The organism is Thermorudis peleae (genome assembly GCF_000744775.1).
Classification (GTDB): domain Bacteria; phylum Chloroflexota; class Chloroflexia; order Thermomicrobiales; family Thermomicrobiaceae; genus Thermorudis; species Thermorudis peleae.
In genome coordinates, this window is the sequence record NZ_JQMP01000004.1 from 693,748 (window position 1) to 705,966 (window position 12,219).

Annotated in this window: 11 protein-coding genes; 6 read left to right on the forward strand and 5 right to left on the reverse strand. The window is 60.5% G+C overall.

The features are described 5' to 3' along the window. Nucleotides 1-10: 10 nt before the first annotated feature. From dtd to N675_RS13080, 4 genes are read left to right on the forward strand one after another with little or no spacing between them, the layout of a single operon-like run. Nucleotides 11-472 carry a D-aminoacyl-tRNA deacylase gene (gene dtd / locus N675_RS13065; protein WP_038040522.1) on the forward strand — a complete coding sequence of 154 codons (462 nt, stop codon included), beginning with the start codon at nt 11-13 and terminating at the stop codon, nt 470-472. 32 nt (nt 473-504) lie between these two features. Beyond that, on the forward strand, nt 505-1,260 hold the full coding sequence (locus N675_RS13070) for a zinc ribbon domain-containing protein (protein WP_081887121.1): 756 nt from the start codon (nt 505-507) through the stop codon (nt 1,258-1,260). 16 nt (nt 1,261-1,276) lie between these two features. Next, the gene (locus N675_RS13075; protein WP_038040525.1) at nt 1,277-2,995 is read left to right on the forward strand and encodes a hypothetical protein; all 1,719 of its coding nucleotides are present in this window, start codon (nt 1,277-1,279) and stop codon (nt 2,993-2,995) included. Beyond that, entirely contained in the window at nt 2,992-4,164 is a 1,173-nt protein-coding gene (locus tag N675_RS13080; RefSeq protein ID WP_038040527.1) for a hypothetical protein, read from the forward strand. Before N675_RS13075 ends, N675_RS13080 begins: the two co-directional genes overlap by 4 nt. A 45-nt stretch (nt 4,165-4,209) precedes the next feature. On the opposite strand, the gene dnaK is transcribed toward N675_RS13080, so the two are convergent. From dnaK to prfB, 5 genes are all read right to left on the reverse strand, one after another. Then, the gene (dnaK, locus tag N675_RS13085; RefSeq protein ID WP_038040529.1) at nt 4,210-6,117 is read right to left on the reverse strand and encodes a molecular chaperone DnaK; all 1,908 of its coding nucleotides are present in this window, start codon (nt 6,115-6,117) and stop codon (nt 4,210-4,212) included. A gap of 29 nt (nt 6,118-6,146) precedes the next feature. After that, nucleotides 6,147-6,815 carry a nucleotide exchange factor GrpE gene (locus N675_RS13090; protein WP_051914753.1) on the reverse strand — a complete coding sequence of 223 codons (669 nt, stop codon included), beginning with the start codon at nt 6,813-6,815 and terminating at the stop codon, nt 6,147-6,149. A gap of 28 nt (nt 6,816-6,843) precedes the next feature. Further along, on the reverse strand, nt 6,844-7,875 hold the full coding sequence (gene hrcA / locus N675_RS13095) for a heat-inducible transcriptional repressor HrcA (protein WP_231578045.1): 1,032 nt from the start codon (nt 7,873-7,875) through the stop codon (nt 6,844-6,846). 97 nt (nt 7,876-7,972) lie between these two features. Then, nucleotides 7,973-9,199, reverse strand: a complete 1,227-nt coding sequence (locus N675_RS13100) for a peptidase MA family metallohydrolase (RefSeq protein ID WP_038040534.1) — start codon at nt 9,197-9,199, stop codon at nt 7,973-7,975. Next, nucleotides 9,168-10,305, reverse strand: a protein-coding gene (gene prfB / locus N675_RS13105) for a peptide chain release factor 2 (RefSeq protein ID WP_231578046.1) whose coding sequence is annotated in 2 segments (ribosomal slippage) — nt 9,168-10,238 and nt 10,240-10,305 — 1,137 coding nt in all. Because the reading frame shifts where the segments join, the coding sequence is not laid out codon by codon here. The genes N675_RS13100 and prfB overlap by 32 nt, the downstream gene beginning before the upstream one ends. Nucleotides 10,306-10,560: 255 nt before the next feature. On the opposite strand from prfB, the gene N675_RS13110 reads away from it, so the two are divergent. Beyond that, nucleotides 10,561-11,007 carry an RrF2 family transcriptional regulator gene (locus N675_RS13110; RefSeq protein WP_038040537.1) on the forward strand — a complete coding sequence of 149 codons (447 nt, stop codon included), beginning with the start codon at nt 10,561-10,563 and terminating at the stop codon, nt 11,005-11,007. Between the two features lie 31 nt (nt 11,008-11,038). Next, nucleotides 11,039-12,217: a cysteine desulfurase NifS gene (gene nifS, locus N675_RS13115; protein ID WP_038040538.1), complete on the forward strand. Its 1,179-nt coding sequence runs from the start codon at nt 11,039-11,041 to the stop codon at nt 12,215-12,217. The last annotated feature ends 2 nt before the right edge of the window (nt 12,218-12,219 follow it).

A 12,219-nucleotide genomic window follows, 5' to 3' on the forward strand; every position in this document is an offset into this window, starting at 1 on the left:
GTTTTGCTCGATGCGTGCGTTGATACAGCGCGTCAGCCAGGCCGCTGTTCGGGTTGATGGCAAGACCGTTGGCGAGATTGGGCCGGGACTCCTCGTGCTCGTCGGTGTCCACCACAACGATACAGCGGAAACCGCTGAAATACTTGCCCGCAAGACCGCGCATCTTCGGATTTTTGAAGACGAGCAGGGAAAGATGAACCGCTCGGCAGTTGAGCTGGGGCTGAGCGCATTGGTCGTCTCACAATTTACGCTGTACGCCGATTGCCGCAAGGGACGCCGGCCGAGCTTTATTGACGCAGCGCCGCCAGATCATGCCGCGCCGCTCGTCGAGGCGTTTGCTGCCGCATTGCGATCGCACGGGCTCCAGGTCGCAACCGGTTGCTTTGGCGCCCATATGGAAGTCGCCCTGATCAACGATGGTCCTGTGACAATCTGGCTTGACTCTGCAGAACTTACCGCCAGCAAAGAATAGGACTTTCCTCCCGGTGTCCTCAGCAGGCCAGCATGATAGACTCCGTCCAGAACACGCGGGCAGCCGGGTACGAGGCACAGAAGGGGGAAGTGATGTTTTGCCCTCACTGCGGAATCGTCCAGGACGACCATGCAACGACCTGCCAGTCCTGTGGCCTTCCCCTCACCGGACAAACAACTGATCATCCCTGTCCACACTGTGGGACACCAACGCTCGCTGGCGCACGCTATTGCTCAGCCTGTGGTACAGCGCTTGCTGCAGCGATCGAGCACGAGCAGGACGACGCGACCCCGCTTACCCTCGAGGACCTGCCAGCGTGGCTCCGTGCCGAACCCTCGAGTGAGCATGGTGAGCTGCCTGAGGCAACGATGCCAGTATCACAGGCGCCGCAAGCGCCGGCGGACGAAGCCGCAAGCATGGCGCAGTTCTCGCTCCTCGACGAAAGCGACCTCCCACAGTGGCTGCGCGAGTTTGCTGAAAACGAACCGCCAACCTTGACTGAACAACACCCAGAAGCACCGGTCTTGCCACCGCCAGTGATTCAGCAATCCTGGGGCACTGTATCCGTGCCGACAATGACCGGCATTGCGATGGCCGCGTTCGAGCCTTTGCCAGCCGATCTCCTTGCCGTTGAGCCAGCAGAGCCCGTGCCGGCAGCCCCAGCAGAGCCAGCCCCTCCGCCAGCGCGTTCGTCATCGCGGGCACTACGCCTTTTCCTCCTCCTCGTCACGATTGTGATCGTGCTGGGCATTGTTGGCTACATGTTCCTGCAGATGCAACGGCCATAGCAAGAAGGAGCGTCCAATGGCGTCTGCGTCAGCTCGGAGTGAGCAAGCGGCTCCGCACGAAGGCGATAGCTCAGCACTGCGTGCTGCTGCCGTCTGTGTTGCCTTCCCGACAGTCGTGCACACGCTACTTTTTGACCTTGTTCAAGGCACGCCACGATTTCTTGCCGCGGCGCAGAGCCCTCCAAACGCTGATGCCTTGAGCATCGCCGACCGGGTACGGGCAAGCCTGGCTATGCTCGGGAGCGAAACTGGTAGACAGCTCCTTCAGGATGGCAACCTCATTACACCACGCCATCCCTCAGGCGATGGCGTTGACCTCCTGGTGATGACAGGACTCCCACTCCAACCGTTCACTGCGTGTATCGTCCCGCTCGACGACGACCCCACCCTTCCGCACCTCCTCCGCAACGCGCTGCAGCGTGCACCGACTGCCGTTGCCCATGCTCCAGCCAACAGTTCTTCCCCGACGCTGCGTGCCTGGTTGCGTGAGCACCGGCCAGACGTCCTTGTGATGACGAGCAGCACGGTAACGCCGCCGCATCTCGATGCATGCCGCGAAGGTATCTATGAACTCATAGGCTATGCGATGCCACCAGCACTTGGGCTCGTTATTGCCCCCGATGCTGTCCAACGTGCGCTGGCTGATGAATTTGGCGCGACACTCGAGCTTGTCGGTGTCGATCCTTCCGTCTACCCTCCGCCAGCAATTGCAACGGCGATTGCCAAAGAGATGCGGGAACGCTATCGGCAAGCGGCACGCTCGCAGCTTGCTCCACTGACACCGTTTCCGCCACCGATTATTGACTTGCTTGAGGCGATTGAGCGAGCAGCCTCGTTCATCTACCGACGAACGAACACTCCAACGCTGGTCATCAGCGCGACGGCAGGGTTGAGCATCGCGCTCGCTGCCGAAGGTCATTTGCGGCTCCGCTACTGGGCTGACCGCGACATGAGCGCTGAAGCACTCGCCTTCCTGACCGAATCAGCGAGCGAGATCACGCGTTGGCTCCCCTGGAGTATGCGCAGCGACGAGCTGACCGAATGGGTACTGAATCGCACGGTCCGGCTAGCAGCGCAACTCATCGACGAGCGTGACTGTGCCATTGCAGCAGCCGGTATTCGGGTGCTTCTCCAGCGTGCATTACACGACCTTGATACCCCTCCACCGCTCCCAGTACAGCTCATCTGCTGTGATCCCGCACTCTATGCGCTTGGCCCAGCACTGGCGACGTTGACACTGCTTGACAGTTGTCAACCAGCGCCTGCAGGAGGTCGTGTCACCCTCGCGTTCGACGACGTTTACGCGCTGCCAGCACTTGGGGCGCTGGCAGCGATTGCTCCGGCCTATGCTGCGGCAGCGCTTGAAGAAGACGGTCTCTTGCCACTTGCTGAATGCCTCGTGCTCAACGAGCCGCTTTCTCAGCCGGGGACGCTCGCAGTCCGCGGACAGCTTGTCCAGGGACAAGCTCGACGGCAGTTCAGTCTGCCGCAAGGGAGCCTGCTTCGCTTGCCGCTTGAAGGGACGGAGCCGGTGACCTTGTCGCTGCAGCCAGCGCCTGGCCTGACTGCACCATTGCCGACGCTATCCGAGCCACTCACCCCGCCCTGGCCAGCACTCGGCGTGATCCTTGATGCGCGTGGGCGACCAATACCGCTTGCTACGGAGCCAGAACAGCGACGAACGCAACTCGCATCATGGCTTACCGACGTGACAGCTGGAGAGAGCGAAGCATGAGTGGACTGAGTACAACGCTGCCCCAAGTCAAGGCCGCGTTGACCCGCAATGTGGTGCTCCGCGTCGAGCGGCACAGCCCGCTTGCCGGGCAACCGATGGTGCAAGCCGGTTTGCCGGTCCAACCAGCAACTCCTGTCCTGACTGCCCCAGCATCAGTCGCGCAGCCCCTTACGCTTGCGGTAGCGCGGGAGCTTGGCATTGCCCCGAATGAAGTTGGACGGCACCTCGTGCGACCACTCGGCGCCGCGGTGGCACAAGGCGAGCCGGTAGCAGTGGCGCGACGCGGGCTGCGCAGCATCCAGGTGACAGCACCAACTGCAGGCACACTTGAAGCAATCGATGAGGAAACGGGCACTCTCACGCTTCTACCAACGGTCGAGCAGGTGCAGTACCCCGCGCTCGTTGCCGGCATCGTGCTGAGCGCTGAGCCACGACGCGTCGTGCTGCGAACCAGCGGAGACGTTCTCAGCGGCTGCGTGCTGCTTGGCGCAGAGACGTCTGGACGACTGCTGGTACTTGTCGACCGCCCTGATCGCGAACTTTCCCCAGAACTCGTCACGCCAGACGTTCAAGGCGCAATCGTTGTCGCTGGGATGACCGTTGGGCCAGCAACAGTGCAGCGACTTCGTGAAGCTGGTGCACGCGGGGTGATTGTCGGGAGTCTCACCGCAGAAACCCTGCGTGACGCGTTCGCTGTTCCGCTCAGTGGCCAGTCAGTTGGATGGGGTGGGCAAAGCCAACAGCGTCTGCGTCACGCATTTCGGCAAGCTCCGCTTTCGATCTTGGTTACTGAAGGGTTTGGTCGTTTGGCGCTGGCTGCCCCGCTTTTCCAACGGCTGCAACAGGCGAATACTGAACTTGTCGCGCTCCTGGACGCGGAGAGCGTGCCTGACATTGGTCGACCAAGCTGCATCATTGTGCGAGAGGGGCCAGGAGCCTCAACTGAAATTCCGCGCTATACGTTTGCTCCCGGACTGATTGTTCGCCGGACCGATCCCAGAGGGCTTGGGGCTGTCGGTGTTTGTGCGGGAGAGCCGACTCGGCAGATACCGCAAGCAGGCAGTACCGTTGGCTGGTCTGTCCCTGTCTCGTTTGCGCCTGGGGACACCGTCATGCTGCCGATCGAGAACCTCGAGATTGTTGCGCCAGAAGACAAAGCGGCGCGCTGAGCGAACTCCAGCGCGCCGCTTCCGCACGTCGCTATGAGCGCGTGATTACTTTACCTCGCGATACTCGCCCTCGACCGTCTCGTCACCACTGCTTCCCGTGCTCGAGGTCGCCGTGCCGTCAGCGCTAGCACCCGATGCTGCGCCGGCTTGCTCGTACATCCGCAGGCCAACCTGGGAGAGGGTGTGCGATAGTTCGTCATAGGCCGGACGGAGCCGTTCGATATTCTCCGGATCACGCTCGAGGATTTCCTTGACCGCCGAGATCTTGTTCTCAAGGTTCAGCTTGAGATCCGATGGGATGCGGTCGCTGTACTCGTTCAGCGTATGCTCAGCCTGGTAGACCAGCGCCTCAGCGCGGTTGCGGAATTCAATCGCCTCGCGGCGCCGGCGGTCCTCCTCGGCATGCGCTTCAGCCTCCTTAATCATCCGCTGGATTTCTTCTTCAGTGAGGCCGCTTGAAGCCGTAATGGTGATCTTCTGCTCGCGCCCGGTAGCGAGGTCACGAGCTGAGACGTTGAGAATGCCGTTCGCGTCGATATCGAACGTGACCTCGATCTTGGGCACGCCGCGCGGCGCAGGCGGAATGCCATCGAGGATGAAGCGACCAAGACTCTTGTTGTCGGCCGCCATTGGGCGCTCACCCTGGACGACGTGGATTTCAACCTGCGTCTGGTTATCCGCCGCTGTTGTGAAGATCTGGCTCTTGCGCGTTGGGATAGTCGTGTTGCGCGGGATAATCGGCGTTGCCACACCACCAAGCGTCTCAATAGCCAGCGTCAGCGGCGTGACGTCGAGCAAGAGCACCTCGCGCACTTCGCCAGCGAGCACGCCAGCCTGGATCGCGGCACCGATGGCCACCACTTCGTCCGGGTTGATGCCCTTGTGCGGCTCCTTGCCGAAGAATTCGGCCACCTTGCGCTGCACCAGCGGCATCCGTGTCTGCCCACCAACAAGCACCACTTCGTCAATGTCCTTGACCGAGAGGCCCGCGTCTTTTAGTGCCTGTTCCATCGGCGGGATCGTGCGCTCGACCAGGTCAGCGACAAGCTGCTCGAGCTTCGAGCGGGTCAAGGTCATAACGAGGTGCTTCGGGCCACTGGCATCAGCCGTGATGAACGGCAGGTTGATCTCGGTCTGCTGGACGCTTGACAGTTCGATCTTGGCCTTCTCAGCTGCTTCCTTCAGACGCTGCAGCGCCATGCGATCCTGACGCAGGTCAATGCCGTGCTCTTTCTTAAACTCATCGGCCAGCCAGTCGATGATTCGCTGGTCAAAGTCGTCACCACCGAGGTGGGTATCGCCGTTGGTCGCCAGCACCTGGAAGACACCCTCGGAGATATCGAGGATCGAGATATCGTAGGTGCCGCCACCAAGGTCGTAGACGGCGATTTGCTCCTCGGACTTCTTGTCGAGACCATAGGCCAGCGCTGAAGCCGTTGGCTCGTTGATGATCCGGAGCACTTCGAGACCAGCGATGCGGCCAGCGTCCTTGGTTGCATTGCGCTGGCTATCGTCGAAATAGGCTGGCACGGTGATGACGGCCTTATCGACCTTCTCGCCGAGATAGGCCTCAGCGTCAGCCTTGAGCTTCTGCAAGATCATGGCCGAGATCTCAGGCGGGCTGTACCAACGGTCGCCCATCTTGATCTCGACACCGCCGTTCTGCGCACGCCGCACCTTGTAAGGCACCAGTTTGATTGTGCGCTGTACCTCCGGGTCGTCAAAGCGTCGACCCATGAAGCGCTTGACTGAGTAGATTGTGTTCTCGGGGTTCGTGATCGCCTGCCGCTTGGCGAAGCGGCCAACCAGGCGCTCACCATTCGCTGTCACCGCGACCACTGAAGGTGTGAGGCGCTCCCCTTCGGCGTTGGGGATCACGACCGGCTCACCACCTTCGATCACGGCCATCACAGAGTTTGTTGTCCCAAGGTCAATACCAATAACCCGTCCCATTGTCTCACCCTTTCCTTCATCTCTTCCTGTTATTGCTCATCCGCTGTTTGCGTTGACTGTGCCGACTCACCTGCAGCAGCTTCAGCCTCCTGCTTCCCCGGCTCCTGGCGCGGCCGGCGGCCAACTCGGACGAGCGCAGGGCGCAGCACGCGGCCATGGAGGAGGTAACCACGGCGTAGCTCTTCGATAACGACATGCTCGTCACCCTCGCCCTCTTCCATGGCGATGGCCTCGTGGCGCTCGGGCGAGAACGGCTCGCCGACGGCCTGGATCGGCTCGACCCCTTCGCTTTCTAGGACTGACCAGAGCTTCCGCTCAATCAAGAGCAATCCTTGAATCCAAGGATTACGCTCACGTTCCTCAGCAGGAATCTTGGCAATCGCCAGGTGAAAATCGTCGAGCACTGGCAACAGCTTGAGGATGAGCTGCGCATTTGCTTGCTTGCGCAGGTCGAGCATCTCCTGTTCAACCCGGCGCTTATAGTTGAGTAGTTCAGCACGGGCTCGCCGGGCCTGGTCGAGATACTCTTCTGCCTGCTGTTTCGCCTGGTCAAGCTGCACTTGGATTGCCGCCAACTCTTCCGGCGAGACAAGCGCTGCCTCGACCGGAGCCGGTCCATCGGCCGACGGCTCTGGCGGACTCTGCTGTGCGCTTTCCGGCGCATCGGCCGGCGTATCGCGACGCGTTTCGTCATTCATCACGGCGTTCACCCCTTACTGTTCAAGGTTATTCGTCTTCCTCGGCATACACCATCTGCATGAGGCGCGACAGCACATCGGCAAGGTAACGAACTGCAGCAATCGAGCGATCATACGGCATACGCTGCGGTCCAAGCACGCCGATGACCCCACGGACGTCTCCCCCAACCCAATAGGGAGAGAGGACGATACTGAACGGTCGCAGTTCATCGAGCGGCAAATCCGACCCAATCAGTACCTGGACAGCACGGTTGAATTCGAGCCGCTCGAGCAGTGACGCCGCAAGCACGCCACTGCGCAGGAGCTCGAGCAAAGCGCTTGCCACCTCGCTCTGGCTAACCTCGGGCTGGCGGACGACGTATTCCAGCCCTTCGGCATACAGCTCACGGGCATGCTCTTGCTCGATCGCCTGCAGCGCCTCGACGATCCGGCGCAAGACCTGCGCTGCGAGCGGCGTTGCCCCAACCATTTTCCGCTCGACCGCAGTGCGATCGAGAAACTGGATCTCTGGATTGAGTTGCTCGCTTAAGGCACTGAGCGCCGCTTGATCGATCGGCTCGGCAAGCTCAAGCAACGATTGGTGAATCGCGCTTGTCTGCGTGACGAGCACAAGGAGCGCGAGCTGCCGGCGCAAGCTGAGCAGCTCAAAGTGCCGCACCCGCTCAACGGGCGAATGCGGCGGGGTAGCCAAGCCGAGGTTCTGGCTCGTGTTCGCCAACACGGCTGCAGCAAGCTTGAGCCAGCTCGCAATCTCCCGCTCGACCTGCCGGAATTGATGGCTGACCATGATCTGGATGGCCGGCGGCAAGTCGGGAACGTCGAGCAAGTGCTCGACGTAGTACCGGAACCCAGCCTCGGTCGGAACACGCCCCGCCGAGGTATGGGGTTGCTGGAGCAATCCGGCCTCTTCTAAGACTATCATCTCGTTCCGGATTGTCGCCGAGCTGACCCCAAGCGGCACCCGTTCAAGCAAGGCTTTCGAGCCAATCGCTCGCCCGGTCCGGATATATTCCTCGATGACGTAGCGCAAGATCGCTTGCTGTCGCGCCGTCAGTTCCACCGCTCGCACTCCATGCTAGCACTCAAACTCGGAGAGTGCTAGCTATCCAAAAGGATAAACCTTGATACGGCCAGAGTCAAGGTCGACCCCTGCCTCGTTACTTTCCCCGGTGGCGAGCGCGTCGCACGGCAAAGCTGCCAATGAAGACCAACGCTGGGAGGCCAGCTGCGAGGACAAGGCGCGACAGATCACCGACCGCGCTCGCCCCCACGCCGTACTGGCTCCGTACCCAGGATTCCCATGACTGGTCGAGCTGGTCGATCGTGACACCAAGGCTCTGCTGGACGGCTTCGTCATAGGTGACACCCTGTTGAAAGCTGCGCAGGAGCACACCCAAGCGCGCACCGCCATACATACGTATGATGTACTGGACAACGCTCTCGCTCTCAGCATAGGAGAGGAGTGCCGCCGTTGGATCAGCCGGGAAGCTCGAGTTGAGCGCCTGCAAGGGGATGAGCTGGTCACGTTGCACTGCTTGACGGAGGAGCGGCGGGAAGCGCGCATCCTGCGGCTGCTGGAAGAACGTGGCGAGGCCTTCGTCGAGCCACGGCGGTGGAGTATTGTAGGGATTCTCTGTCAGTTGCGCGACCGCAAGATGGACAACTTCATGCGTCAGAATGCGGCGCATCTCCTGCATATTGCCAGCCGGCACGCCACCGAGGATCAGTTGTAACTCGGGCAGCGCCATTCCCCCAACCCATTCAGCACTTGCCGGGGGCAACGCACTGGCCAATGCCTGCGCGCTAGGATAGAGGACGACACGAACCGGACCCTGGATCGTCACATTCAACTGCTGGCCAAGCTGGTCAATCGTCTGCTCGACGATCGCTAACGCTGCTTGACGATAGGCTGGATCAGCCACTGCCGCATAAATCTGTACCCGGGCATCTTGGGCCACCGACCACTGATAGCGCTGGTCAAGGTAGAGCACGCGTTGTTCCGGGCTCTCAACCCAGCTGCCGTCGGCAAAGTAGAGCCGCCAGACGTAGCTAATCTCCGTCCCTGGAGGGAGGTAGTTTACCTGCATATCACGGGTGTACTGGATATGCAGGTCAAGGCTGGGTGTGAAGGGCGGGCGAACGACCGTGATCGCGATCGACGACACCGGGTGATAGCGAAGTTCGACGCGCGTGACCGGCTCCTGGGTCACGACATGGAGAGAAAACGTCAGGGCCGTGGGGAATTGCACGGCAACCTGCTGGTCAGCAAACTGGGCCGACGGCGCAGCACGTACCGTCGGCCCAGCGAACCAGCTCAGCAGTCCCCAGACAAGGAAGAGCGTGAGAAGGAGGCTACGCCCCAGTCGATGCCGGTGCTTCCGCACCTTCCAGGCTCTCCAGCTCGCTACCGGCACGGTGGAGATAGGCTTCAATGAACGGTTGGAGGTCACCATCAAGGACAGCCTGGACATTCGGCGTGCTTACCCCCGTCCGATGATCCGTCACCATGGTATACGGATGCAGGACGTAGGAACGGATGCGGTTGCCCCACCCCGTGACTGGCACCTTGCCTTTTAAGCGTGCCTGCTCTTCCTGACGCTGACGCAGCTTCAGTTCCATTAAGCGGGCTCGCAGGATTTTCATCGCTGTTTCACGGTTCTGCAACTGCGAGCGCTCGTTTTGACACGTGACGACGATGCCAGTCGGCAAGTGGGTAATCCGCACTGCCGATTCAGTCTTGTTTACGTACTGGCCACCAGCACCAGAGGCACGGTAGGTATCAATCCGCAAATCCTCATCGCGGATAACAATTTCAGGATCATCGTCAACTTGTGGCAACACTTCGACGAGCGCAAACGACGTGTGACGACGATGGTTCGCATCAAACGGTGAAAGACGTACGAGCCGGTGTGTGCCTGCCTCGCCCTTAAGGTAGCCATAGGCGTATGGGCCACGGACTTCGACCGTTGCACTCTTGATACCAGCTTCCTCACCCTCATGGAGGTCGAGGATCTCAGCAGTGTAGCCTGCTCGCTGCGCCCAGCGCAGGTACATGCGAAGGAGCATCTCGGCCCAGTCTTGCGCATCGACCCCACCAGTACCAGCGTGGATCGCAAGGAGGGCATCGTGGTCGTCATACGGGCCGTTGAGCAGAACGCGAAGCTCGAGGGCGTGGACACCTTCGGCAATACGGCGCACTTCCTGGTCAAACTCGGGCTGCAGCGTCGGATCTTCAGCGACGAGTGTTTCAAATTCCTTGAGGTCTGCCGCGTGGCGCTTCAGCTTAGCAAACTCTTCGACGAGATCACGCAGTTGGGCAATACGCCGAAGCAGCCGCTGGGCACGCGCCGGGTCATCCCAGAGAGCGGGATCAGCGGCCTGTGCTTCGAGTTCAGTGAGTTGTCGCTGCTTATCAGCGAGGTCAAAGACGCACCTCGATCTGTTCAAGGCGTGCCAGTAAATCGTCCAGCGAACTTCCAGGTTGGATCATGCCAACACCTCCAAGACACGAAAAGAGCTGACCAGCCGGTCAGCCACACAACCAAGAAAAGTATACCAGCCAACTCAGGATCTGAGGTTGACGGATCGACGTTCATCAGCTAAGGTAGACAGAGAAATGAGAGCGAGAATCATTCTCACTTGATCGGTTTGTCGTTGCCTGACTTCGCTCTCATTGGCCTGCGAGAGGTGATTGCATCGGAACGAACGAGGCAGGCCATCATCATCACAGCACGAGGACGCAACGATGAAGGTTTCAACACGTGGCGAGTACGGCATCCGCGCAATGGTTTCCCTCGCAAAGATGTATGGGCAAGGGCCAGTGCCGCTCACCGCGATCGCGGCTGACTCAGCTGTTCCGCTGGCCTACTTGGAGCAACTCATGCTGCCGCTCCGCCGTGCCGGTCTGGTTGTCAGCACGCGTGGCGCGCATGGTGGATATGCCTTGGCCCGCCCGCCGGAAGAAGTCAAGATTGGCGAAATCTATCGGGTGATGGAAGGGCCGATTGCCCCGATGAGCTGCGTCAGCGAGGAGAGTACGGACGATTCGTGCCCAATGATCGACGGCTGCGCGACGCGGCTTGTGTGGTTGAAGGTGCGCGACAGTATCATCAACGTGCTCGACTCGACCACGCTGGCTGACTTGTTGGCCCAGGCACCACGGCCAACGGCACGGTCGTCAGCGACAGCGTAATGTGCATGCTGGCGTCTTCAGGAGGGGCACAGTGAATCGAACTGAAATCTACCTCGACCATGCCGCGACGACACCAGTCGATCCGCGGGTGCTCGAGGCAATGTTGCCGTACTTCACTGAACAATTTGGCAATCCTTCGAGTATCTATGCAGCAGGGCGGCAAGCACGGGCAGCAATCGACCAGGCACGGGCACGGATTGCCCGGATTCTGCACTGTCAGCCTCGTGAAATTGTCTTCACGAGTGGCGGCACTGAGAGCGACAACCTGGCAATCAAGGGCGTCGCCTGGTGGCATCGGCTGAACGGTCGAGGGAATCACATCATCACTACGGCGTTTGAGCACCATGCAGTGCTCCACAGCGTCCAGTACCTCGAGAAGTTCGGCTTCGAAGCTACGTACGTGCGTCCCGGGCCGGACGGCATTGTCCGTGTCGAGGATATTGAAGCGGCTATTCGCCCCGACACGATCTTGATCTCGGTCATGTATGCCAACAACGAGATCGGCACGATCCAGCCAATTGCTGAGATTGGGAAGCTTGCTCATCGCTATGGCATTCTGTTCCATACGGACGCCGTCCAAGCTGCTGGCACGTTGCCGCTCGACGTGGAACGGCTCCATGTCGACCTGCTCTCGTTGTCAGCCCACAAGTTCTATGCACCGAAGGGCGTGGGGCTGCTCTACGTCCGGCAGGGGACAAAGCTGCTCTGGCAACAGAATGGCGGATCGCAGGAGAGCAACCGCCGTGCTGGGACAGAGAATGTGCCAGGGATTGTGGGCATGGCAACGGCGCTTGAGCTGGCGTATGCCGAACGTGAGGAACGCAACGCCCACCTCCTTGCGCTGCGCGATCGGCTGATCGATGGCATTCTGCAGCGCATTCCAGACGCACGGCTGAACGGCGACCGTGAGCAGCGCTTGCCGAACAACGTTAACGTCTCGTTTGAAGGTGTCGATGGCGAGACGATCCTCCTGAATCTCGACATGCACGGCATTGCAGCATCCAGCGGCTCGGCATGCACAACTGGCTCGACGGAGCCGAGCCATGTCCTGCTTGCGATTGGGCTGACACCGGAGCAAGCCCGGAGTAGCATCCGCCTGACGCTCGGCAAGGACAACACGGAGCAGGAGATCGATCGGACACTGGACGTGCTTGAAGAGACGGTAACACGCCTCCGCCGCTTGACGAGCGCTCAGGCGCGGGCGCGCTAACA